Below are 24,780 nucleotides of genomic sequence, written 5' to 3'. Positions count from 1 at the left end.
CGTGCACCGTTGCCTCGGCGCAGTTGTGTGCGGTAGATCTGTCCGTGCACCCGACGACGAACGGAAGGCACATCATGGACCAGGTCCGGACCTATCCCGAGGGCGTGACGTCGTGGATCGACGTCGAACACCGGGACATTGAGAAGGCCAAGGAATTCTACGGCGGCCTGTTCGGCTGGACGTTCGCCGACGCAACGCCGCCGGGCGCCTCCCCGCGCTACGTGATCGCCCAGCTCGACGGCCGTGATGTCGCCGGCCTCGGCGAAGCCCGAGTCGTCGGCGGCGAGGGCACGGCCGGCGGCGGCGAGCCGGCCTGGAACACGTACGTGGCGGTCGAGGATTCCGAGGGTGCCCTGGACAGGATCCGCTCCGCGGGCGGCCGGGTGCTCTCCGGTCCGGAGGCTGCCGGGGAGGGCGGCTGGTCAACGGTGTGCGCCGATCCGGCCGGTGTCGTGTTCCGGCTCTGGCAGGCGCGGCGCCGCCCGGGTGCCCAGGCGGTCAATGTGCCGGGGGCGTGGAACTTCAGCGACCTCCACGCCGCGGATCCTGCCGCGGCCAGGGAGTTCTACGGCCGGGTGTTCGGCTGGCAGTTCGACGACCTCGGTTTCGGCAGCATGATCCGCGTCCCCGGCTATGGCGACCACCTGCAGTCGACCAGTGACCCGGAGATCCACGAGCGCCAGTCTGGTATCGCTGCTCCGCCGGGCTTCGCGGACGCCATCGGGTGGCTTTCGGAGGTGCAGCACGGGGAGGCACCACACTGGCACGTGGCTTTCACCGTCGCCGACCGCGATGCGACGGCGGCCGATGCCGAGCGGTTGGGCGGAACGGTGCTTGACCGGACCGACACGGACTGGACGCGGGATGCGGTGATCAGGGACCCGTGGGGGGCCGACTTCACCGCCAGCCAGTTCACCCCTCCCACCGGCTGAGAAACCGCGCCGGCGCTAGCCGCCGAGAGCGGGCGGTTTCCAGCCTGTGTCCTCGGCCCACCGATGCATCTGCGGGTCTGCTGTTTGGCTGAACCAGTCTTCCTTGGCCCGGGCGTAGCGGCCGGCGGATGGGTCCGCGGCATGCAGGGCGGCCAGCCGCCGCTTCTCGGCCAGATAGGCTTCGGCGGCCCCCTGGTCTGCCCGCAGCCAGTCGCGGAACAGCAAGGCAAAACGCCAACCCGGCGAGCCCGCTTCCCGGACATGCACATTGACGGCCCGGCCCGGATCGGCGTTGCCGTGCAGCCGCTTGGCCCAGTCTCCCGGCTCCGGATGCTGCGGTTTCGCCGTGTCGCGCCAGCTGCCGGGCCAGCGCGGGAAGCCGGCCGCGGCCAGCGCCTCGGCGGCGGAGTCGGCATCCGCCATGCTGGCCACCGTGACCTGCAGGTCCAGCACGTCCTTGGCCGGCAGGCCCGGAACGGCCGTTGACCCAATGTGGTCGACTGCCATGATCCGCGGGTCGGAGCGCCTGATCCGCTCCGCCAGCAAGGCTGCCTGCGCCGGCCACTGCGGTTGCGGATCCACCAGCACCGGCGGCCCCAAGCGAGGAGCCAGCCGGCCGGCCAGCAAGTTCTGGTTGAAGGGCACCAGCCGCTCCTCCCAGAGGGCATCCAGTGCGGCCAGCAACTGCTCGCGCGTCCCGGTGTTGTTCAGCACCACGTCGGCGGCAGCCCTGCGTTCTGCCGACGAGGCCTGGGCGGCCATCCGGGAACGGGCGTCGGCCTCAGTCATGCCACGGTCTTCAATCATGCGCCGCAGCCGCTCTTCGCTGGGGGCGTCGATCACCAAGACCAGGTGGAAGGAGGGGCTCTGTCCGGTTTCCACCAGCAGTGGGATGTCCTGGACAAGGATTCCGCCTTCGCCGGCGGCAGCTGCCCTTTCGGCCGCACGCGCGCGGACCAGAGGATGCACAATCGTGTTCAGGCGCTCGCGTTGCGCCGGATCATTGAACACCAAGGCGCCCAGCGCCGGGCGGTTCAGCCGGCCCTCGGCATCCAAGACCTCCGGGCCGAAGGCTTCGACGACCGCGAGCAGGCCATCGGTGCCCGGCTCTACTACTTCCCGGGCGATAGCATCGGCGTCGACCAAGGTTGCGCCCAGCTCCGTCAGTCGCCGGGCGGCGAGCGATTTTCCGGCGGCGATTCCACCTGTCAGTCCGATTCTCAACACGGCCTCAGTCTAGCCAGCAAGCCAGCTGACACCGTGCCACACACTCGGTCCCCGCGGAACGGCAGACGGACCGGAACATAAGGGCGCGCCAACGAGTCCGCGGCGGAACCGCACGGCACCGTCGTCGTGGTCTGCACGCCGACGCCGAAGGCAGCGGAACCGCACGGCACCGTCGTCGTGGTCTGCACGCCGACGCCGAAGGCAGCGGAACCGCACGGCACCGTCGTCGTGGTCTGCACGCCGACGCCGAAGGCAGCGGAACCGCACCGCGCCGTCGTCGTGGTCTCCACGCCGACGACGAAGGCAGCGGCTGTAGCGGGCCGGTTACTCCTCGTGTCCTTGGTCTGCGCTCATCTGGTCCTCGGCCGGCGGGGTTTCGCCGGGCGGAACCCCGCCGCCGGGTTCAGGTCCGGTGATGTTCTGTTCTTGCGGATCCGGATTGGCCGAGTCGCCCTGTTGAGCCGAGACCCGTTCCGCGCTCGTCTTGTCCGAGTCCGAACCCTGGTCCTGCTCGTCCTGGATGCGCCGATCGAATTCGGGCTGGTACTTCGCCATGGCTCCACCGTTCGTTGCCGGGACGGCCGCACCGCTACCGGACGGCCACTTACCGCCACACTAGGCACGGTCCGGCCGGCCGGACAAGGGGGCCTCTCGGCCCGGCGCGGGCAGGGGCGCATGGACAACGGCACGATCAAGCACCTCGGCTCCAGCGCCGCTGCAAAGACGATTAGGCTGGAGGATGTGCTTCAACCGTCCACCGCCAGCAGCTACACCACCGTTGCCGGCGAACACCGCCATGAGATCGAGATCAAGCGTTCGCGATTCATCACCGTGCTGCGCCGTGCGGAGACCGAGGACGAGGCCCGCAGCCTGGTGTCGGACCTGCGCCGTGAGTTCCATGATGCCAGGCACCACTGCAGCGCCTTCGTGCTTGGTCCCGATCGCGCGGTCCAGCGCTCCAATGACGACGGCGAGCCCTCCGGCACGGCCGGCATCCCCATGTTGGAAGCCCTGCTCAAACGCGAGACCGCACCGGGGGTGACGGACCTGAGCGACGTCGCTGCCGTCGTCGTGCGCTACTTCGGCGGGATCCTGCTGGGCGCCGGCGGGCTGGTGCGAGCCTATTCGGAATCGGTGTCGGAGGCCGTTTCCACCGCTGACCTGGTCCAGCGGCGCAGGATGCGGTTGTTCGCGGCCCCCACCGTGCACGCGGACGCCGGCCGGCTGGAAAATGACCTGCGAGCCACCGGAACCGTCGTGCTGGGCACCGACTACGGTGCAGCAGATGTGCGGATCCGGCTGGCCCTGGAGGACACGCCGGACGTGATCGAACGCTTCAAGGAACAACTGGCAGCCTTGACGTCGGGCGGTCCCGCACCTCTTGAACTGGGGACGGAGTGGGTAGACCTTGGCTGACCATCACGCCGACGCCGGGGCCCCCGGGGACGCCGGGGGTGCCGGGGACGCCGCCCGGAGCCTCCGACCCGGCCTGGACTTTGCCGCGCTCCGGCGGTGGCCGGACGTGGAAGCGGACAACCTGTTCGCCTACGATGCCGCCGACAAGCTCCTGCTGGACACCGCCGAACCCCTGATCACTGGTCTGGCAGGAAGCCGGATCGCGGTGGTGAATGACCGCTACGGGGCGCTCACCCTGGCCCTGGCAGCTGCGGGCAAACAGGGAATCCGCGTGCTGCAGGACGCCCTCAGCTCAGAGCGCGCGCTCGACAACAACGCCTCCCGGCTTGGATTGTCGGGCTACGGCCACCGCCCGCTGGAGCCGTCCGCCCTTGACGGAGTCCGACTGGTGCTCCTTCAGTTGCCGCGTTCGCTCGATGCGCTGGAGGAGATTGCCGGCTGCGTCGCCGCGGCGGCGTCTCCAGATGTGACGGTGCTGGCGGGCGGCCGGGTCAAACACATGAGCACCGCGATGAACTCCGTGCTGTCGGCATCGTTCTCCTCCGTGACGGCCGGTCTGGCGCGGCAGAAAGCACGGATCCTGACCGCCTCTGGTCCGCTGCCTTCGGTCGGCGCGCGCTTCCCTCGCACCGAGGAGCACGACGTCGGTCTGCCGGTTCCGCTGCGGTTGGTCGCCTTTGGCGGCACCTTTGGCGGGCCAAAATTGGACCCTGGGACCCGGTTCCTGCTCCCCCTGCTCGCCGATGCCCGGGAGGCTAGCCGGGCCGTGGACCTTGGCTGCGGCAACGGAACGATCGCCGCCTATCTGGCTCTGGCCCGCGGCGGACTGCGGGTGCTGGCCATGGACCAGTCCGCCTCCGCGGTCAGCTCAGCGCGCGCCACCGCCGAGGCAAACGCGGTGGCCGACCGGGTAGAGGTCCGCCGGGACGATGCCCTGTCCTCACTGCCTGCGGCTTCCGAGCAACTGGTTGTCCTGAATCCGCCGTTCCATATCGGCAACGCCGTCCATGCCGGCATTGCCCTGAAGCTCTTCGCCGACGCCGGCCGTGTCTTGGCCCCCGGAGGCGAACTGTGGACGGTGTGGAACAGCCATTTGGCCTACAAGCCTGCGCTGAACCGCCTGGTAGGACCCACCCGCCAGGTGGCGAGGAATCCCAAGTTCACGGTCACGGTGAGCACCAGGGCCTGACGCGACGTCAGGCTTCGGTGGTGAGGACCAGGGCCTCACTCGACGTCAGGTTTCGGTGCCGTAGTACCGGCGAAGCTCGCCTTCTTCCTCCGGAGTCAGGCCTTCGGAGGCCGCCGGCGAGGGCGAGTCTTTGATGGTGTCGTGGCTGTAGGCGACGAACACATCATGTGGCTCTGTCCGTGCGCAGGCGATCAGACCTGGCCAACCACTGCCGGCGGTGCTGGCGCCTTGTCCGCAGAACACCTTTTTGATGCTGAGAGAGCCGTGGGGGGGGCACCGCGGCGTAAGGCCTGCAGGCCAACACGCCCGGCGGTCTTTACCCACGGCCAATAACGGCGCAATAACGGCGCGATAACGGGGCCGGGGGTTCACTTTAAGCGCATTGCAAACGCAGCTTCATGGGGTTCTTGGGGAGAACAGCGATGCTCACTAATCCGACCCGCCATTCCCTGGCGACCCTTGTGATCAAGCTCCTGGCAGGAGAACGAGGGATATCATGCCGATCATCAAGGATCCGCACCTGTTCAATGAGCAGAGCCTGTTCGTAGACCTTGAAGGGGTGCTCGGCCGCCGCCTCTACCTGAAGATCGAGGGGTTCAACTTCGCCGGCTCGATCAAGCTCAAGCCCGCGCGGGAAATGGTCGAGCGCGCCGAGCGGGATGGCTCAATCGGCCCGGACTCCATCCTGGTGGAGTCCTCCTCGGGGAACCTCGGCGTTGCGCTCAGCATGATCGCAGCCAGCAAGGGATACCGCTTCGTATGCGTGATCGATCCACGCTGCAATCCGGCAACCCGGCAAGTGATGGAGTCGCTCGGGGCCCAGGTAGACCTGGTCACCGAACCAGATCCCGTCGACGGCTTCCTCGGAGCCCGGCTCAACCACGTCCGGGACCTCTGCGCTTCCGACGAGCGGTACATCTGGCTCAATCAGTACACCAATCCCGGCAACTGGGGCGCGCACTACCGTTGGACCGCCCCCGAGATTTCCCAGCAGTTCCCCGAACTGGACGTACTGTTCGTGGGAGCCGGGACAACGGGAACGCTGATGGGTTGCGCGCGGTACTTCCGCGAGCACCGACCAGACGTCCGGGTTGTCGCGGTGGACGCCGCAGGATCGGTCTCCTTCGGCGGCGATCCCGCCACCCGCCTGATCCCGGGGCTCGGGATGAGCGTACGTCCGCCGCAGCTCGACGAATCTTTGATCGATGACGTGGTGATCGTCGAGGAGCCGGACACCGTGCGTGCCTGCCACCGCCTCGCCGCCAGCGGATTCATGCTGGGTGGCTCCACCGGGACCGTGGTCCACGGCGCCATGTCCTGGCTCAACGACCACAACGCCCAGGACACCACCGCAGTGGCCATCTCGCCGGATCTGGGCCGTCCGTACTTGGAAACTGTCTACAACCCCGACTGGGTGCTCGACCACTTCGGCGCCGAAGCGCTCGCCTCCGCTGACGCGGCGGTCGCTCCGGACCCATTGTCCGGCTCCGTGTCAGGGCCACGGCTCACGGCACCGGCCCCCGTGGCCGATCCCGTTGCCACCGCCTCACTAAGGAGCTTTGTGCAGTGAAACTGCCCGTCCGTGACCTGCAGGGGGCTCCGCGTTCCAGACCCCCGACGAATCCCCCGGCTCCTGAGGCACCCGATACTCCGGCGAACAACGGTCCTGCAGCCGCGCCTGCCAAGGTGGCGCGCGCTGCCTTGGAGCGCCGCCTAGCGGATCTCCTCGCATCGGTGGTGAAGAAGGACGATGTCCCCCTGGACCACAACTTCTTCTACGAATTGGGCGCGGACTCCTTGGTCATGGCGCAGTTCTGCGCCCGCGTGCGGAAACAGCCGGACCTGCCGGCCGTCTCGATCAAGGACATCTACCAGAACCCAACGATCTCGGCACTGGCGGCAGCGCTGGCACCCGCGGAAGAAACGTCAGCGGCGGCACTGCTGCAGGGCCAGCTGACCGAAGTCCTCGCCGGCGTGCTGGACATCGAGCAGGTGCCGGCCGACGCCGACTTCTTCCACGACTTGGGCGCCGACTCGCTGGTCATGGCACGGTTCTGCGCCCGCGTGCGCAAGCAACCGGACCTGCCGGCTGTCTCGATCAAGGACATCTACCAGAACCCAACGATCTCGGCACTGGCCGCTGCACTGGCACCCGCGGAAGAAACGTCAGCGGCGGCACAACTGCAGGGCCAGCTGGCCGAAGTCCTCGCCGGCGTGCTGGACATCGAGCAGGTGCCGGCCGACGCCGACTTCTTCCACGACCTGGGCGCCGACTCGCTGGTCATGGCCCGGTTCTGCGCCCGCGTGCGCAAGCAGCCGGACCTGCCGCAAATATCCATGAAGGAGATCTACAGCAACCCCAATATCTCCGCGCTGGCAACGGCACTCCAGGTTCCCCTGCAGCAGGACAAAGAGACGATGCCCCCGCCGACTGTGGCCACCGAGCCGGAGATGCCACCCCCCATGGACGCACGGACCTGGGAGTATGTCGCCTGCGGCGCCCTGCAGGTGCTTGTTTACCTTGGCTATTGTGTGCTGGCCGGTTTCATCATGGTCGTCGGGTACCTCTGGTTGTTCCCGGACGCGGCGGCGGGTAACCACGACTGGGTAAGCCATGGAACGCCCTTCTGGGAGCTCTACCTGCGATCAATCGCCTATACCGCTGCGACGTTCGTAGTGATGTGCATCCTGCCGGTGGTTGCCAAGTGGATTTTCATCGGGCGGTTCCGGCCCAAGGAGATCCGCATCTGGAGCCTGGCTTACTTCCGGTTCTGGCTGGTCAAGGCGCTGATGCGCACTTCTCCGCTTTCGTTGATGGCCGGTTCGCCGCTCACCACCTTCTACCTGAGGGCCATGGGGGCGAAGGTCGGCCGCAACGTGATGATCATGACCAATCGGTTGCCGATCTGCACCGACCTGCTGACGATCGGCGAGGGGACGGTAATCCGCAAGGACGCGATACTCAACGGATACCGTGCCCACGGCGGCGTCATCCAAGTGGGCGGAGTCACGCTGGGCAAGGACGTCATCATCGGCGAGGGAAGCGTCCTGGACATCAACACGGCCATGGGCGACCACTCGCAACTAGGCCACCGGTCCACGCTCTACACGGGCCAATCCGTGCCCGACGGCGAGCGGTGGCACGGTTCGCCGGGCCGGCCGGGGAGTGCGGACTACGCCACCGTCGAGCCGACACCCTACCGGCCATGGCGCCGGGCATGGTTCGCCGTCTCCCAACTCGTGGGCACCGTCGGGCTGGGCCGGACCATGTGGGGACTGGTGATCACGCTGGTGATCCTGGCGGACCCGAACGTGGCGGCGCTTCTGGGGACGCAGGAGTGGGCGTTCGGCGGCTGGATCTTCTACGCGGACGCCATTGCCTACGCCGGCCTGGGCATCATCGGTGGCACGATTGTGGCGCTGGTCCTCATCACGACCCTGCCGCAACTGCTCCAACTGGTGCTGAAGCCCGACAGGGTCTATCCACTGTTCGGCCTGCGTGATGCGGCAGCACGAACGGTCTCAAAAATGACCAACAGCCCCATGCTCGGGCAGTTGTTCGGCGACAGCTCCTACGTTGTGAACTACGTGCGGGCCATCGGATACCGCCAGCCGGAGGTCCAGCAGACCGGCTCGAATTTTGGTACCGGTTTCAAGCACGACAACCCGTTCCTTTCGACCATCGGCACCGGCACCATGATCGCCGACGGGGTGTCATTCATGAACGCGGAATACTCGGCGACGTCGTTCAAGCTCAGTGGGGTGGCGATCGGTGCCCGCAACTTCCTGGGCAACGCCGTCTTGTACCCCGCCGAAGCCAAGACCGGCGACAACTGTCTGCTCGCGACCAAAGTCATGATCCCGGTCGACGGGCCGGTGCGCCAAGACGTGGGTCTGCTCGGATCGCCGGCGTTCGAGATCCCCCGCTCAGTGCTGCGGGACACCCTCCCCGAAGAGCAGAGGAGCCGCACCGATCTCCGCCGCGACTTAGCGGCCAAGGACGGTCACAACCTGCGCACCATGGCGCTCCTCATGCTGGCACGGTGGTTCAACGCCTCGGTGGCCCTGCTGGTGATGTTCGCCGGCCTCGAGTTGACCGACCAATACGGTTTCCTGGCGCTCAGCGCGTCCTTCGTGGTGCTGCTCGTGCTCGGCGTGCTGGTCCCCATCGGCCTCCAACATCTCGCGACCGGGTTCCGGGGGCTTCGGCCCCAGTTGTGCTCCATCTACAACCCTTACTTCTGGTGGCACGAGCGGTACTGGAAGCTGCAGGCCCAGAGCCGATACTTGGCTGTCTTCAACGGAACGCCGTTCAAGCCGCTGATCTGGCGTCTGCTGGGCGTACGGATCGGCTCCCGGGTCTACGACGACGGCCTCGCGGTCATCGAACGGTCCCTGGTGACGATCGGCTCCCGCTGCACGTTTAACAACGGCACCACCATCCAGTCCCATTCCCAGGAGGACGGGATGTTCAAGTCCGACTACAACGTGGTCGGGGACGACGTCACGCTGGGTGTGGCAGCTTTTATCCACTACGGCGTGACCGTTGAGGACGGTGCCGTCGTGGCTGCCGACTCCTTCGTGATGAAGGGGACCACGCTTCCTCGGGGCACTTTGTGGGGCGGCAACCCGGCCGAAGAGGCCCCTACCCCCGCCATCTCCCCCATCGCACTGGAAAGGCCCGTTTCATGACCATCACCACTGCGCAAACCTGCCGCACCGCCGCTGACCAGGCTCAGGGCCCGAATACCAATCGGACAGCTGCCGCTGGTACCGTCCCGACGGCGATTCCCAGGTGGACACAGGACCGCCAGCCGGGTCAGGCAAGGATCGAGGTGGCGGTTCCCGAGGATTTGCACCAGTCCGTGCGGACCGTGTCCCGCGAGCTGGATGTGACCCCTGTGGCGATCTGGCTGGCGGCTCACGCCAGGGTGCTTCAGGCGCTGTCCGGCGAGGCAGAGGTCACCACCGGCTGGAGGGACACCTCAGGGACCTGGCCGTGCGAGCTGGAGCCGGGCCAAGGATCATGGCTGGCGCTTGTCTCCGCGGCGCACAGCCGGCAGATCCAGGCCGGGGCAGAGCAGACCGGCCCCGGGCACGCCGGCCATGACGCGGCCACGCCGGGCTACGAGGTGGTATTCGACGCCCTCCGGGACAACGATCCCGACCTGCCGGAGAGCATTGTCTTGGGCATTTCACTCCGCGATACCGAAGGCGGCGCAACCTTGCGCCTGCGCTATCGGCGCGACGTCATCAACGAGGATGCGGCCCTCCGGATCGCCGGCTACCACCTCGCCGCGGTCCGCCACCTGGTGGCAAACCCGGAGGCGGATCCCTTCGATGCCGATGTGGTTGATGCCCATGAGCAGCGCTTCCAGCTTGGGCAGCTCGCCGGACCCGAACGCCCCCGGCCCCAGCAGCGCTTCCATGAGTTGTTCGAGGAACGCGTCCGGCAGCATCCCGATCGCATCGCGGCTGTCCAGGACGCGCGGGAGTGGACATACTCGGAGCTGAACACCCGCGCCAACCGCATTGCCTGGGCCCTGCTGGCGCGCGGACTCCAGGCGGAGGACGTTGTGGCGGTCATCGCCGAGCGGGACCTGGAGTGGATGGCCGCCGTCATCGGCGTCTTCAAGGCCGGCGGCGCGTACCTGCCGATCGAACCGCACTTCCCTGCCGACCGGATCGCCAGAACACTCACCCGGTCCGGCAGTCGGATGGTGCTGACTGAGGAGGGCAGCACCGGCACTCTGGATGAAGCACTCGACGGACTTCCTTCGGTCACCAGGCTCCTCTTCGACACCATTGAGTCCGAGGGGCACACCGGCGACGATCCCGGTGTGGAGGTTCGCCCCGATCAGCTCGCCTACGTCTATTTCACCTCGGGTTCCACCGGCGAGCCGAAAGGCGCCATGTGCGAGCACGAGGGGATGGTGAACCACCTGTTCGCCAAGGTCGAGGACCTCGGGATCGGCCCCGGCGACGTCGTTGCCCAGAGCGCCCCCCAATGTTTCGACATCTCGCTGTGGCAACTGGTCTCGGCACTGCTCGTCGGCGGTCGCACGCACATTGTCGCGCAGGACCGCATCCTCGACGTCGAGCGGTTCATCGACACGGTGGAACGGGGCGCGGTCGCGGTCTTCCAGGTCGTTCCCTCGTATTTGGACGCCGTGGTGGCCTACTTGGCCGGCAACCCCCGCGCCCTGCCGAACCTCCGCTGCGTCTCGGCGACCGGGGAGGCCCTGAAACGTGAACTGGTCCGCCGCTGGTTCGACGTGATGCCGGACGTCAAGCTGGTCAACGCTTACGGACTCACGGAGACCTCGGACGACACGAACCACGAGGTCATGAGCGCAGCGCCAGCGGGCAGTTCTGTGCCACTGGGTCCGCCGATTTCCAACGTCAGGATCCACATCCTCGACGAGCGGCAGCGCCTTGTGCCGCTCGGAGCACCGGGCGAGATCGCCTTCTCCGGAGTGTGCGTGGGCCGCGGCTACATCAACGATCCGGAACGGACGGCCTTGGCCTACTCCACCGACCCCTACGTGGACGGTGCGCGACTCTACCGGGCGGGCGACTACGGCCGCTGGTCGCCGGAGGGAAAGCTGGAGTATCTGGGCCGGCGGGACAACCAAGTCAAGATTTCCGGTTTCCGGATCGAGATCGGCGACATCGAGAACGCGCTGCTGCGGGTTCCCGGCGTCCGCGACGGCGCCGTCGTCGTCGGTGAGGGCGCCGGACAGTCGAAGTTCCTGGTGGCGTTCTACTCAGGCAATGGGCAGCTCGAAGTCGATGAAATCCGGAGCGAGCTGGCCGCGCGGGTTCCGGGCTACATGGTTCCGTCGGCGTATCGGTGGCAGAAGAGCCTGCCCCTGACCGGCAACGGCAAGATCGACCGGAAGGTCTTGACCCGGATGGCTCGGGAGGTCGTGCCCGAAGCCGGTACCGCGGCGGAGGCCCTCTCGGCCACCGAGCAGCGGCTCGCCGAGGCATGGGCGTCGGTGCTCGGCCTACCGGCGGGTCGGATCAGCGCGCAGGACTCGTTCTTTGCCCTGGGCGGGACCTCGCTGTCCGCGGTGAAGCTCGCCGTCCTGCTCAAGCGCGCGGTGTCGATCAAGGACATCATGCAGTCGCCTGTCCTGTCCGACCTGGCGACCTTGCTCGAGGCCTCGTCCCTCACGGACGCTGCCGTCTCGCCCGACCCGCGGCCGGCAGGAGCCGCCGCGAAGCCAGACCCAACGGCCCCGGTGGGAGGACCGGTTGGCCATTCCCACCCGCTACCCGTGAAAGGAAAGGACCTCTGATGTCGTCTCAATCACCCAGGATCCAGTTCGACGTGGAACGCCAAGCCGGACGGACGCCGATGCTCACCGTCGATTACGGCCACGACCCCGTGCTGTGGGCCGAACAGAACCGTGAGGCGCTGCGCGCGGCGGTGGATGATCACGGCGCAGTACTGGTCCGCGGCTTGGGCCTGCGTGATCCAGCTGAAGTGGCCGAGGGCTTCCAGCGGCTGGTCTCAGGCGGCCTCATGCCGGACCGGGAGGCATTCGCCACCCGGCAGCCCTACCTGGACGGCGTGTACTCATCCCTCACCTGGCCCTCGAACCAGCCGATGTGCATGCACCAGGAGCTCAGCTATGCGCTCGAGTTCCCCGGACTGATGCTCTTCGCCTGCCTCCGGGCACCCAGCGTCGGTGGGGTGACCGGTGTGGCAGACGCCAGCGCCGTGCTCGACGCCATCCCTCCGGACATCGTTCGGCGCTTCGAAGACGAGGGGTGGCTGCTCGCCCGCAGCTACAACGAGGACATCGGAGCCACCTACGAGGAGGCATTCGGGGTCTCCGACCGCGCCGACGTCGAGAGCTACTGCCGCGCGCACGAGATCGAGTTCGAGTGGCAGCCAGACGGGGAGCTGCGCACCCGGCAACGGCGCCCTGCCGTGGTCCGGCATCCGGCGACCGGCCAACGCTGTTGGTTCAATCAGGTCGCGTTCCTGAACGAATGGACGATCGCTCCCGAGGTGCGGGAATACCTGGTGGACGTCTACGGTCCCGACGGTCTGCCGTTCAACACCCGGTTTGGCAACGGCGACCCGATTGGCGAGGACATCGTCGCCCTCCTGAACGAGATCTACGAGGCCCACACGCTTCGCACTCCCTGGGAACCCGGGGACCTGATGCTGGTCGACAACATCCGCATGGCCCACAGCCGCGAGGCGTACGAGGGACCGCGGGAGATCCTGGTCGGCATGGCCGAGCCGCGCAACGTATTCGATCTTGATACCCACACCTAGGACGGTGCACGATGACAGATATCGCTACTCCCCCAGCCGCATCGGCCACAGAGCCGAAGACGGTGCCGTCTTTCGCGGTCATTGCAGGCGCCCAGGTGCAGCAGGTGCTGCAGGGCCGGGAGAAACAGGTCGTCGAACTGGTCGAGCAAACCTATCGGGTGCATGCTGCCGGCGACTCAGTAAACCCACCCTCCTACTTCCTGCGCTTCGCCGACCGGCCCACCTCTCGCATCATCGCCTTGCCCGCCTCGGTTGGCGGTCAGGTGGAGGTTGACGGCATCAAGTGGGTCTCCAGCTTCCCGGACAACGTGGCATCGGGGATTCCACGTGCTTCGGCGGTACTCATCCTGAACGATCGGGCAACGGGATACCCGTTCGCATGCATGGAAAGCTCCATCATTAGCGCCTCCAGGACGGCTGCTTCGGCTGCCGCCGCTGCGGACTGGCTCAGCCGGGGACGCGGGCGCCCCCGCCGCATCGGCTTCTTCGGCGTCGGCCTCATCGCCCGCTACATCCACACCTTCCTGAACGCGACCGACTGGTCCTTCGACGAGATCGGGGTGTTCGACCTCTTGGGCGAAAGCGCGGAGGGTTTCAAAGGGTATCTGGAGCGCAGCGGCACCCAGGCCCGGGTGACCGTGCATGAGGGCCCCGAACAGCTGATCAGCAACAGCGACCTGATCGTGTTCGCCACTGTGGCCGGGGAGCCGCACGTGCACGACACCACGTGGTTCGCGCACAATCCGCTGGTGCTTCACGTATCCCTGCGTGATCTGGCCCCGGAGATCCTGCTGGCGTCGACCAACATCCTCGACGACGTGGATCATTGCCTCAAGGCCGGGACGTCGGCCCACCTCGCGGAGCAGGCGGTCGGCAACCGGGATTTCGTGGACGGAACGTTGGCCGATGTCATGGAGGGAAGGGTCTCGCTGCCGGACGACCGTCCCGTGGTGTTCTCTCCGTTCGGGTTGGGCGTGCTGGACCTGGCGGTGGGCAAGTACGTCTACGACGAACTTGCCGGCAGCGGGCAGCTCCGAGTGGTCGACGACTTCTTTTCCGAACTGCGTAGGTACGGCTGACCCGGCGGCCCACCACGTTTATCGAATCGCACCCACCGAGGAAGTGACACAATGCTCTCGTTAGCGCAGATGCTGGGGAATGTGTCCCAAGCACACGTCCAGTCCCCTGATGACTGGGCACAATCGGTTACGGACGTCCTGCGGGACGCCGCGATCTACCATCAGGCCAAAAACGGCTTCTATCGTGCCCAGTGCGACGCGCTGGGAGTCGATCCCGCCGCGATCAACGACATCGGCGACCTGCAGGAACTGCCCCTGTTGCCAGTCAGCATGTTCAAACGCCCCGACGCCCAAGTGCTGCTCACCTGCTCTCTGGCCGACGTCGAGACCGAGACCCGCTCCAGCGGAACCCACGGTATCCAGTCCGTCGCCCGCCGCAACAGCGAGACGATGACCCGCGCGCTGGTTGGCCTCATCGGGACCTATCGGGAATTCTTCAACTTGTCCGGCGGCGCGGGCCTGTTCTTGAACCCTACGGACTCCGAAGCCTCGGAAATGGGCCTGCTCAAGGACTTCAACATCCTGAACAGCGTCTTCGACCACCACGCCTACCTCGTTGACGATCAGGCGTTCGACGCCAGGGAGGCCATGGAGCACCTGCGCCGGTGGAAGGGTCACATGACCCGGCACATCGTCGGTCCGCCGTTCCTGATCAACCGGCTCCTCCGCTTCCTCGAGCAGGAGAAAGTCAATGTGCGCTTGGACCCTTACAGCATGATCATCACGCTCGGGGGCTGGAAGCGGCATACGGCCGAGGCCATCCCGGAGGAGGGCTTCCGGGACCGGTGCCACGACCTGCTCGGTGTGCGTCCGGCGAACGTGCGCGACATGTACGGCATGATCGAGTCGAACATGCTCGCCGTCGAATGCCACCTGCATCGCAAACACGTCCCGCCCTGGTGCTACATTTCCATCCGCGACCCTGGACAGGTCGGCAAGGAGCTCCCTTCGGGGGACACTGGCACCATTGCCATACTGGACGCGCTCAACACCAGCTACCCCGGTTTCCTCCTCACCGACGACGTGGGCAACGTGGAATCCGGCACCTGCGGCTGCGGGAGAACCGGCCAGGTCATCAACTTCCGCCGTCGAGGGCAGGGCAGCGGCCTTGGCAACTGCCCGGTCAGCATCGAGCGCTACCTCGACTCGCGCAACAGCGCCGCCGATGAGGCGCCGGCTCTGGTGAAGGTCTAACTCCGTAAGCGACTCAGCCGGCGCCCTCGGTGGCGGTGCCCGTCGCAAGGCCGTCTTCGATGCCGCCGAGCGAGACGGTCGCGCTGATCAGCGTTTCGGTCATCTGCTCCAGCACTGTCATGTCGACGTTCTCGATGGTGTCGCAGGCTTCGTGGTAGCACTCGTCGTACTGCTCCCCGGCCTGCCCGCCAAAGGTGAGCGCCTCGGCCTCGCTCTTGGTCCCCGCGTCGCCGGTGAACAGCCCTCCGGCCGGGATCCCGCCGCGCACGAACGCGTCGTAGTCCGAGTCCTCAATGAACCCGAACGGCAGCGCCTCGATCCCTTCGCCGCGCAGGATGTCCACGAAGACCTGTTCGACGGCGCCCGACCCCTCGGGCCCGGCCTCTCCCTCGCCGTCGGAGCCGTCGCCGTCGTAGACGAACACCACGCCGTTCGGGGAGCCCACCACGTCCACGTTCAGGTACGCCACGTGCGCGGCGGCCTCCGCGCCGGAGAGTTCCTCGACGTAGTGTTCCGAGCCGTGCAGTCCGTCCTCCTCGCCGCCCCAGAACGCGAACCGGATCCGGTCCCGCGGTACCGCGCCCTGCTCCGCGAGCCGCAACGCGACCTCGAGCACCGCTGCGACGCCGCTGCCGTTGTCGTTGAGCCCGGGCCCGTCCTCGACCGAATCCAGATGCGCGCCCAGCAGCAGCACGTTCCCGGAACTTCCGCCGGCGTCGGTGTCGGCCAGGATGTTGAACGCGTCCACCGGGTCGCTCCGGCCATAGCTGAACTCCTGCCGCCGCGGCTCGTATCCCGCCGCACGTAACTGCTCCTCAACGTATTCCGCGGACGCCTCGTAACCCCCGGTGGCGTCGGCCCGGTTCCCGCCGTTCGCGTCCGCCGCGGCCTGCAACGCCTCCAGATGCCGCCGCAGCGCACTGGGTTGCACCACCTCGCGTACTACCGACGGATCCGGTGGCGAATCCACCACCACCGGCGACCGCGGCTCCTCCGTACAGGCGGCAAGCCCGCAACCCAGGGCCGCGCACAGCGCAATGGTGCACAGCCGGGCACGGCTACTGGGATGGTACCGGAGACGCTGCGGAACGAATACTGCACGTGGCATGTCGGATTTCCCCAAGGATGCGTTCTGGGCGCTGCTGGGCACATCCTATGCCCCGTGGACCCGTGTGGGAAGGACTAGTTGCCGGCGGCAACGGCCGACCGGACAAGGGTGGCCCTCATCGCTTTGTCTGTGGGGTGTCGGCGCGGCCACTCCGGGTCCAACATCGCGGAAACCCCCGCACCTGAAAGGTACGGGGGTTTCCGTGAGTCAAGCGGCGGCGGAGGATGCCGCGCCGTTGACGCAGTTGTTACTGACCGGTCAGCTTCTCACGCAGTGCAGCCAGGGCTTCGTCGGAAGCCAGGGTGCCGCCGCTGGAGGCCGGAGCCGCCGGGGCGTCGGAGGAGTAGCTGGTCGGTGCGGCCTCGGACTCGCCCGGAGCCTGGGCTTCCTCGGCCAGCGAAGCAGCAACCTGCTTCTTGTGGGCTTCCCAGCGAGCCTGGGCGTCAGCGTACTGCTGCTCCCATGCGGCGCGCTGCGCTTCGTAGCCTTCGAGCCATTCGTTGGTCTCCGGGTCGAAGCCCTCCGGGTACTTGTAGTTGCCCTGCTCGTCGTACTCGGCAGCCATGCCGTACAGTGCCGGGTCGAACTCGGTGCCCTCGGGGTCCACGCCCTCGTTGGCCTGCTTCAGCGACAGCGAGATGCGGCGGCGCTCCAGGTCGATGTCGATGACCTTGACGAACACCTCGTCGTTGACGGAGACAACCTGCTCGGCAAGCTCCACGTGGCGCACGGCCAGCTCGGAGATGTGGACCAGGCCCTCGATGCCGTCTTCGACGCGGACGAACGCACCGAACGGTACCAGCTTGGTGACCTTGCCCGGGACAATCTGGCCCAGAGCATGGGTGCGGGCGAAGGTCTGCCACGGATCTTCCTGGGTAGCCTTCAGGGACAGGGAGACACGCTCGCGGTCCAGATCCACCTCGAGCACCTCGACGGTGACTTCCTGGCCAACCTCGACAACCTCGGAGGGGTGGTCGATGTGCTTCCAGGACAGCTCGGAGACGTGCACCAGGCCGTCGACGCCGCCCAGGTCCACGAAGGCACCGAAGTTGACGATCGAGGAGACGACGCCCGGGCGAACCTGGCCCTTCTCCAGCTTGTTGAGGAAGGTGGAGCGGACCTCGGACTGGGTCTGCTCGAGCCATGCACGGCGGGACAGCACCACGTTGTTGCGGTTCTTGTCCAGCTCGATGATCTTCGCTTCGATCTGCTGGCCGATGTACGGAGCCAGGTCGCGCACGCGGCGCATTTCAACCAGGGAGGCGGGCAGGAAGCCGCGCAGGCCGATGTCGAGGATCAGGCCGCCCTTGACAACCTCGATGACGGTGCCGGTAACAACGCCGTCCTCTTCCTTGACCTTCTCGATGTCGCCCCAGGCGCGCTCGTACTGAGCACGCTTCTTGGACAGGATGAGGCGGCCTTCCTTGTCTTCCTTGGTCAGCACCAGGGCTTCGACCTCGTCACCGACGGCGACAACTTCGCCCGGGTCGACGTCGTGCTTGATGGAAAGCTCGCGGGAGGGGATGACACCTTCGGTCTTGTAACCGATGTCGAGCAGAACTTCGTCGCGGTCAACCTTGACGACAGTGCCTTCGACCAGATCGCCATCGTTGAAGTACTTGATGGTCGCGTCGACGGCTGCGAGGAAGTCTTCAGCGGTACCGATGTCGTTGATCGCGACCTGCGGGGTACCGGGCTTCTCGGTGGAGGTGATGGTCATGTAGTAGGGGCTCCGATGTGGATAGTTTTCGAAAGTTCCGTGACTGCCCTGCTTCCCGGCACGCACCAGCACTCATACGCTGCTGCCCGGGGGATGCATTGCCGTTTACGGAAACGGACTGATGTATTTTGGTGAAGCTCATGGAGCCTGCCCTCCATGGGAAGGGGCTCTCCATACGCATTACGCGCCCAATAAGTCTAGCCGGTTACCCCAATTCCGGCAAAGCGTGCCGGCCCCGCGGCGCGCGCGCCCGGCGCCGAACCTGCCCTGGCCGCCCGCAGCCGGGCACCCCGCCGCCGTGCCGCCCGTCAGAAATGCGTGATGCAATAGGGCGCGGTATCCGTGGCGAACAGGCGGTCCAGCCGGGAAACCGCCTCAGCGGAGGCGCCGGAGAAATGCCCGGCCGCGGCCAGAGTCCGGGCGCGGACCCCGCCGAGGAAGAGGGAGCCGAGCGAATCCACCGGCACGACGGCGTCGGCATCGGCGTCCGCGGCCAGCTTCTCCACTGTTCCGCGGCCGGCTTCCACGGTGAGCCGATAAACGCCGCCGCAGATGTCCAACGGGTCGCTGATCCGCAGAGTGCAGGTGCCGTCATGAATGTACGGCCGGGTTTGCAGCACCGTCACCGGGTCCAGGACGCGCAGCCACAACACGTCTTCCACCGACTTCACCTCGTAGCCGCGGCTGTCCGTCAGGCCCCAGGCCAACGGATCCTGCTCCGGGCACAGTGGGAACTGGATTCGCTCCACCAGATCAAGTGATCCGAGGTATCGCCACAACTCCAGGTAGGCATCCGGTTCGGCGGCGACCAGATCCATCACTTTCACGGTGTAGGGCTTGGTGTCCCAGCCAGCGAAGCGATAACTGACATAGCCATCCGGGCGGCCATCGCCGTCGTAATGGACAGCCGTGCGAAGCGCCTTGTCCTCCGACGCTCCGTCCGGGCTCCAGCGCCCCGAGACGCGCAGGGCGTAGCTGGCTTGGCGCCCAATGGAGCCCGGGACCCGGGCATGGAACCGGTTGAACAGCTGAGGCGCCAGCTCCTGCAGCGAGGCAGGGTCAGCCAGCTCCATCGTTCCGGTGGCCGGGGCACGCAGTCCGAACCGCTCCCTGACGTCGATCTCCACTTCGCGGGTGAACGTTGCGGCACCGAAACCGAACCGGCCGTAGATGGTGGCCTCGGAAGCCGTCAGGGCCGCCATCGCCAGCCCGTGGCCGGCCGCCTGCTTCAGGTCCTCAGTGATCATCCGGCGCAGCAGGCCGCGGCGCCGGTGCGTTGCCCTGACCGTCACTGCAGTAATGAGGTGCGTGTCCATCTGCCGCCCGCCGCCCACGTTGAGCGTGTTGACCATGCTGGCATAGGTGGCGACCGGTATCTGCCGGTCCCAGACGCCGGGGCGCGGCGCATCGTCGTAGGCGCCCCAGAGGATCCGCCGGTCTGCGCCATAGGCCTTGGCGTAGGCGGCAACGTCGGACGGATCCGGCTTCTTGTCGTAAAAGCCGAAGCCGACAGCTTCAAACCAGCCGAGGGTCCGGGCATCCGGAGCTTCGCCGTCCAGCCCGGCAGAAAACCGGTCGATGCGCAGGTCCTGGCGGGTGTCCTGTGTGTGAGTGGTCACGGTGTTTGAGCCTAGCTGCACCTCCCCCCGGTCCGCCAGAGCACAGCGCGCCCTGGACGGCGACACGTTGCACAAGCCGCAGGTGCGAGACTGGGCTGGTGCCGGATCAATCGACGCTACTGAACACCGGTCCAGTTGTCTGGATTCTGCTGGTGGCACTGCTGGGCGTTGCCGCCTTGGTCGGACGGTCTGTGCTCGGGATACCGGTGAGGCAGGTGCTGCTGGCCGGAACGCGGGCACTCGCCCAGCTGGCCGTCGTCGCCGTCGTCATCTCCCAGCTAGGCAGGTCCGCGTGGCTGTCCGCCGCCTTCCTGATCCTGATGTTGGCCGTGGCCTCGTGGACAGCTGCGCGCCGCATCGGTGACACCGCCGTCTGGCGAGCAGCGGTCCCGATTGCCGCCGGGACCGTGCCGGTCGTCGGGTTGATGTTGCTGACCGGCGTCCTGCCGCTGCAGCCGCTGGCCTTGGCCGCGGTAGTGGGCCAGCTGATCGGCGGCTCGATGACTGCCACGAATCTGGCCGGTCGGCGGCTCCGCCAAGAACTTCAGCTACGGTCGGGCGAAGTGGAAGCCGGCCTTGCCCTCGGGCTGCCGGACCGCGCCGCCCGCTCGCTGGTGGCCCGGCCGGTAGCAGCCGAAGCTCTGCTGCCGGCCCTGGACCAAACGCGCACGGTTGGCACGGTCACGTTGCCCGGAGCCTTCGTCGGCCTGGTGCTCGGGGGCGCATCGCCCCTCGACGCCGGCCTCATCCAACTGGTGGTTCTGGTGTCACTGCTCGCGGCCGAAGCCATTGCGGTGTCCGTCACGGCGTATCTGGAAGAGGGCGGCCTGCTTGGCCGACCCGCCACCTCCGGATGACTCACCTGCTTCGCCGAAACCGGTGGGGGGTGAATGAGGTACCGGACACCGGCAGCCGGAACGAGGCCGTTGGCTAAGCCGCGCGGATGTCTGAGGCTGCTCCGGATGCGATAGCGGAAGCGGATGCGATCCGCCGGCCATCGAGTGGAGGATAGTTGCAGCGAGCGTCAGCGTGTCGCTGCAACTTTCCGCCACCCGATTGTCAACAACGGAGCCTGCGCCGGGCGTTGTCGGGCTACCGGTTTAGACCGGCGCCAACCGACCGGTTAGTGGCCGGCTTCCTGCCAGTTGGCGCCCACGCCCACCGAGACATCCAGCGGCACGGACAAGTCGGCGGCGCCGCCCATCTGGACCCGGACCAACTGCTCCACCTGCTCCCGCTCCCCCGGTGCCACTTCCAGCACCAGTTCATCGTGGACCTGCAGCAGCATCCGGGACTTCAGCCCCTGGCTTTCGAGTTCTTGGGCGACGCCGAGCATCGCCTTCTTGATGATGTCCGCGGCGGAGCCTTGGATCGGTGCGTTGAGGGCCGCCCGCTCGGCCATCTCGCGCAGCTGGCGGTTGTCGCTGGCCAGATCCGGCAGGTACCGGCGCCGGCCTTCGATCGTGGAGGTGAACCCGTCGACCCTGGCCTGGTCCACCACGCCGCGCAGGTAGTCGCGGACGGCGCCGAACCGGGCAAAGTAGTCCTTCATCAGCGTCCGCGCCTCATCCACGGAGATGTTCAGCTGCTTGGACAAACCGAACGAACTCAGACCGTAGACCAGGCCGTAGGACATGGCCTTGACCTTGGCCCGCATCTCGCTGGTCACGTCCTCCGGCGCCACCCCGAAAATGTGCGCGCCGACAAACCGATGCAGGTCCTCGCCGGCCCGGAAGGCCTGGATCAGGCCTTCGTCCCCGGACAAGTGCGCCATGATGCGCATTTCGATCTGTGAGTAATCCGCGGTCAGCAGCGTCTCGTAGCCCTCGCCGACGATGAACGCTTCGCGGATGCGCCGGCCGGCTTCCGAACGGACCGGAATGTTCTGCAGGTTCGGATTGATCGAGGAGAGCCGGCCGGTGGCGGCAACGGTCTGGGCATAGGTGGTGTGGATCCGCCCATCGTCCGCCACCGTCTTGCGCAGGCCTTCCACCGTCTGCCGCAGCTTGGTGGCATCGCGGTAGGCCAGCAGTTGCACCAGGAACTCATTGCCGGTCTTGGCGAAGAGATCGTTGAGGGCGTCGGCGTCGGTCGAATAGCCGGTCTTGATCTTCTTGGTTTTCGGCAGGCCCAGGTCCTCGAACAGCACGGCTTGCAGCTGCTTGGGCGAGCCCAGGTTGATTTCCTTGCCGATGATGCCGAAGGCTGCCGAGCTGGCGGCGTCGATAGTGACCGTGAAGTCATCCATCAGCCGGTCCAGCGCGCCGGCATCCATCGCAATGCCCGCCAGTTCCATCCGCGCCAGCACCAGCGACAGCGGCAGGTCAAGGCCGCCCATCAGCTGGTTGGCGCCGCGCTCCACCAGTTGCCCGGCGAAATGCTCGCTCAATTGCAGCGCGGCGAAGGCCTGGACTACGGCCGGGCCGGCCTTGTCATCCTCGGTCAGGCCAAGCTCCAGCTGGCCGCTCGCGGCCGTCTCGGGCGCCGTCACCGACATCTTCAAGTGGTACTGGGCCAGATCAGCCAGCTCGTAGCTGCGGCGGTCGGGCTGGATCAGGTAGGCCGAAATGGCGGTGTCATCCACCACGCCCAGCAACTCGAATCCTCGCCGCGAAAGAACCTTGTAGGCGTATTTGAAGTCGTGGACGATCTTGGGTGCGTCCAGGTCGGACAGCCAATGCGCCAACAGCTGCTCGGCCTCTGCGTCCAGCGAGGCCAGCGGCACGTAGGCCGCGTGCAAGTGCCGCACCAGAGCCAGCCCGACGGCGTCGTCCCCGCCTTCCGCGGTTTCCGTCACCAGCCGCAGCGCGACGTTCAGCTGGTTGCTCTCCGCCAGCCACTCTTTCAGCGCAGCCGCGTCGGAAACCACGTGGTGCGCCGGAGCGTTGACCTCCGTCTCGCGCACGGCGTCTTCCTCGCCGAAGAGGTCGAAGAGCCGCTTGCGCAGGGTGTTGAACTGCAGCGCATCGAAGAGTTCCTCGATGGCGGCGCGGTCCGGGTGCTGGAGGACCATGTTCTCCAGCTCCACCGGCAGTTCCAGATCCCGCAGCAAGTGGTTCAGCCGCCGGTTGCGCTTGACCGAGTCAACGTTGGCGCGCAGGGACTCACCGACCTTGCCGCCGATGGAATCCAGGTTCTCCAGGATGCCGTCCACCCCGCCGTACAGATTGATCCACTTGGCAGCGGTTTTCGGGCCCACGCCCGGCACGCCCGGCAAGTTGTCGGCCGTTTCGCCGACCAGCGCCGCCAGGTCGGAATACCGCTCCGGCCGGACGAAGTACTTAGCCTCCACCGCTGCGCTGTCCATCGGCGGGATGTCGCTGATGCCCTTCTTCGGGTAGAGCACGGTGACCTTGTCCGTGATCAGCTGGAAAGCGTCGCGGTCGCCGGACACCACCATGACCTCCCAGCCGGCTTCTTCGGCCTGGGTGCTCAGCGTGGCGATGATGTCATCGGCTTCGTAACCGTCGAGCGTGACGGTCGGGATCTGCATCGCCTCCATCACCTTGACGATCAGGTCCACCTGGCCGTGGAATTCCTCCGGCGTCTTGTTCCGCCCGCCCTTGTACTCGGCGTACTCCTGGGTGCGGAACGTGGGGGTGTCCAGGTCGAAGGCCACCGCAACATGGGTGGGCTCGCGCTGCTCGATCATCTTGATCAGCATGGAAGTGAAACCGTAAACCGCATTCGTGTGCTGGCCGGTATCGGTGGAGAAGTTCTCCACCGGCAGGGCATAGAAGGCGCGGAACGCCATGGAATGGCCATCGATCAGCAACAGGCGGTGGGGGCCGGAAGAATCGGCCTTCGCGTCGGCCAGCGGAGCCCCGTCGGCGTCCAAAGTGGCTGTCGCTGCATCCGGTTTGTTAGTTTCACTCACACCTGCCAGCCTAGTTCCCATGAGCGACAAATTCACACCCGACGGCGGTGTGCCCGAACACGTGCAGGCGTCCGCCGCGGCGACGATCGCTGAACTCGTCGATGCCGGCGTTCCCGAACACCTGCACCGGTGGCTCATCCATACCGGTGTCGGCCCGCTGGTGGTCAAGATGGGCATTGTTTTCAGCGAAATGGCCCCGCAGCGCATCGTCGCCAGCATGCCGGTGGAGGGGAATACCCAGGTGGCGGGCATCCTGCACGGCGGCGCGCACGTTGTGCTGGCCGAAACGCTGGGATCCTTTGCCGCGGCGCTGCACGCGGGACCCGGGCGCCACGCGGTCGGGATCGAGGTAGGCGCCAGCCATCACCGGTCTGTTTCCTCCGGGCTGGTGACCGGGACGGCGACGGCGGTCCAACTGGGCCGATCCCTCACCGTGCATGAAGTGGTGATGACCGACGACGACGGACGGCGCCTCTCCACGGCCCGGATCACCAATTTGATCCGCGACAACCGCTGACGAAGCACCCCCGGGAGTGCGCCGGGGAAGTCACTCCCCCGGGGCTCAACTGCCGGCCGGCGTGAGGTCGTAGTGCATCTCGACCAGGTCGCCCATGGCGCGGCTGGCACGAAGCCGGGCCGGCGCCGTCGTGCTTAAAACGGGCAATAGCGGCTGTCCGCCGCCCAGCGCGACCGGAACCAAGGTGAGGATCAGTTCATCCAAGAGCCCGGCGGACACGTACTGCGCCGCGAGCTGGCCGCCGCCCATCAGCCACACATCCCTGTCCCCGGCGTCCGCGCAGATGCTCTGGTGGAAGATGTCGACGTCGCCGCGCACAAAGGTGATGTCTGCACCCGGGATGCCGGGCAGTTCATGGTGCGTGAAAACCCACGTGGGTGTTGAGCCGTAGACCCAGGCCTCCGGCCCCTCCGCCAGCAGGAACTTATACGTCTCGGAGCCCATCACGATCGCGCCGACCCGCTGCAGGAACGTCTCGATGCTGTCCTGGACGCCGTCGTTGAACTGCATCAGCCAGTCAAGCTTGTTCCTGCGGTCGGCAATATACCCGTCCATCGAGCTGCCGACATAGTAGATAGTCCGGGCCATGGGCCCATGCTAGCCAGC

General features: G+C 66.7%; 18 protein-coding genes. 11 read left to right on the top strand and 7 right to left on the bottom strand.

All coding sequences use genetic code 11. From position 1 onward, the window contains the following. Positions 1 to 74: 74 nt before the first annotated feature. Entirely contained in the window at positions 75 to 932 is an 858-nt protein-coding gene (locus E4J89_RS06175) for a VOC family protein (RefSeq protein ID WP_136785243.1), read from the top strand. Positions 933 to 947: 15 nt separating this feature from the next. On the opposite strand, the gene coaE is transcribed toward E4J89_RS06175, so the two are convergent. Both coaE and E4J89_RS06165 read right to left on the bottom strand, forming a co-directional pair. Next, positions 948 to 2,159, bottom strand: coding sequence for a dephospho-CoA kinase (gene coaE / locus E4J89_RS06170; RefSeq protein WP_136785241.1), 1,212 nt, complete (start codon positions 2,157 to 2,159; stop codon positions 948 to 950). Positions 2,160 to 2,483: 324 nt separating this feature from the next. Continuing rightward, complete coding sequence (locus E4J89_RS06165) at positions 2,484 to 2,714, bottom strand: DUF6480 family protein (RefSeq protein ID WP_136785240.1); 231 nt, start codon at positions 2,712 to 2,714, stop codon at positions 2,484 to 2,486. Between the two features lie 120 nt (positions 2,715 to 2,834). Between E4J89_RS06165 and E4J89_RS06160 the strand changes: the two genes are divergently transcribed. The 8 genes from E4J89_RS06160 to E4J89_RS06125 all read left to right on the top strand — a co-directional run bounded on the left by E4J89_RS06160 (position 2,835) and on the right by E4J89_RS06125 (position 15,333). Then, positions 2,835 to 3,575, top strand: coding sequence for a YigZ family protein (locus E4J89_RS06160; protein ID WP_136785238.1), 741 nt, complete (start codon positions 2,835 to 2,837; stop codon positions 3,573 to 3,575). A 73-nt stretch (positions 3,576 to 3,648) separates the two neighbouring features. Further along, positions 3,649 to 4,764 carry a methyltransferase gene (locus E4J89_RS06155; protein ID WP_136785294.1) on the top strand — a complete coding sequence of 372 codons (1,116 nt, stop codon included), beginning with the start codon at positions 3,649 to 3,651 and terminating at the stop codon, positions 4,762 to 4,764. 496 nt (positions 4,765 to 5,260) lie between these two features. Further along, positions 5,261 to 6,334 (top strand): 2,3-diaminopropionate biosynthesis protein SbnA, encoded by a 1,074-nt coding sequence (sbnA, locus tag E4J89_RS06150; RefSeq protein ID WP_136785236.1) that lies wholly within the window; start codon positions 5,261 to 5,263, stop codon positions 6,332 to 6,334. Next, positions 6,331 to 9,456, top strand: a complete 3,126-nt coding sequence (locus E4J89_RS06145) for a Pls/PosA family non-ribosomal peptide synthetase (protein WP_136785234.1) — start codon at positions 6,331 to 6,333, stop codon at positions 9,454 to 9,456. The genes sbnA and E4J89_RS06145 overlap by 4 nt, the downstream gene beginning before the upstream one ends. A gap of 143 nt (positions 9,457 to 9,599) precedes the next feature. Next, positions 9,600 to 12,068 carry a non-ribosomal peptide synthetase gene (locus E4J89_RS06140; protein WP_240691740.1) on the top strand — a complete coding sequence of 823 codons (2,469 nt, stop codon included), beginning with the start codon at positions 9,600 to 9,602 and terminating at the stop codon, positions 12,066 to 12,068. Next, positions 12,068 to 13,060 carry a TauD/TfdA family dioxygenase gene (locus E4J89_RS06135; protein WP_136785230.1) on the top strand — a complete coding sequence of 331 codons (993 nt, stop codon included), beginning with the start codon at positions 12,068 to 12,070 and terminating at the stop codon, positions 13,058 to 13,060. The genes E4J89_RS06140 and E4J89_RS06135 overlap by 1 nt, the downstream gene beginning before the upstream one ends. Before the next feature lie 11 nt (positions 13,061 to 13,071). Then, a complete protein-coding gene (gene sbnB, locus E4J89_RS06130) occupies positions 13,072 to 14,139 on the top strand; it encodes a 2,3-diaminopropionate biosynthesis protein SbnB (protein ID WP_136785229.1) in 1,068 nt (355 codons plus the stop codon). A 51-nt stretch (positions 14,140 to 14,190) separates the two neighbouring features. After that, positions 14,191 to 15,333, top strand: coding sequence for an acyl-protein synthetase (locus E4J89_RS06125; protein WP_136785227.1), 1,143 nt, complete (start codon positions 14,191 to 14,193; stop codon positions 15,331 to 15,333). 13 nt (positions 15,334 to 15,346) lie between these two features. On the opposite strand, the gene E4J89_RS06120 is transcribed toward E4J89_RS06125, so the two are convergent. From E4J89_RS06120 to E4J89_RS06110, 3 genes are all read right to left on the bottom strand, one after another. After that, positions 15,347 to 16,441 (bottom strand): M20/M25/M40 family metallo-hydrolase, encoded by a 1,095-nt coding sequence (locus tag E4J89_RS06120; protein WP_136785225.1) that lies wholly within the window; start codon positions 16,439 to 16,441, stop codon positions 15,347 to 15,349. 247 nt (positions 16,442 to 16,688) lie between these two features. Continuing rightward, positions 16,689 to 18,161: a 30S ribosomal protein S1 gene (gene rpsA, locus E4J89_RS06115; RefSeq protein WP_136785223.1), complete on the bottom strand. Its 1,473-nt coding sequence runs from the start codon at positions 18,159 to 18,161 to the stop codon at positions 16,689 to 16,691. Positions 18,162 to 18,469: 308 nt separating this feature from the next. Further along, the gene (locus E4J89_RS06110; RefSeq protein WP_136785221.1) at positions 18,470 to 19,780 is read right to left on the bottom strand and encodes a GNAT family N-acetyltransferase; all 1,311 of its coding nucleotides are present in this window, start codon (positions 19,778 to 19,780) and stop codon (positions 18,470 to 18,472) included. Between the two features lie 98 nt (positions 19,781 to 19,878). Between E4J89_RS06110 and E4J89_RS06105 the strand changes: the two genes are divergently transcribed. Beyond that, the gene (locus tag E4J89_RS06105; RefSeq protein WP_205754417.1) at positions 19,879 to 20,637 is read left to right on the top strand and encodes an ABC transporter permease; all 759 of its coding nucleotides are present in this window, start codon (positions 19,879 to 19,881) and stop codon (positions 20,635 to 20,637) included. A gap of 266 nt (positions 20,638 to 20,903) precedes the next feature. Here E4J89_RS06105 and polA read toward each other — a convergent pair whose 3' ends face one another. Next, positions 20,904 to 23,678, bottom strand: coding sequence for a DNA polymerase I (gene polA, locus E4J89_RS06100; protein WP_136785219.1), 2,775 nt, complete (start codon positions 23,676 to 23,678; stop codon positions 20,904 to 20,906). Here polA and E4J89_RS06095 point away from each other — a divergent pair. Beyond that, positions 23,677 to 24,174 carry a hotdog fold thioesterase gene (locus E4J89_RS06095; RefSeq protein WP_136785217.1) on the top strand — a complete coding sequence of 166 codons (498 nt, stop codon included), beginning with the start codon at positions 23,677 to 23,679 and terminating at the stop codon, positions 24,172 to 24,174. The genes polA and E4J89_RS06095 overlap by 2 nt on opposite strands. Positions 24,175 to 24,219: 45 nt before the next feature. On the opposite strand, the gene E4J89_RS06090 is transcribed toward E4J89_RS06095, so the two are convergent. Beyond that, entirely contained in the window at positions 24,220 to 24,762 is a 543-nt protein-coding gene (locus E4J89_RS06090) for a dihydrofolate reductase family protein (protein ID WP_136785216.1), read from the bottom strand. Positions 24,763 to 24,780: the final 18 nt, after the last annotated feature.

The organism is Arthrobacter sp. CAU 1506 (assembly GCF_005047635.1).
Classification (GTDB): Bacteria; Actinomycetota; Actinomycetes; order Actinomycetales; family Micrococcaceae; genus Crystallibacter.
This window is presented reverse-complemented; position numbering and strand designations above follow the sequence as displayed.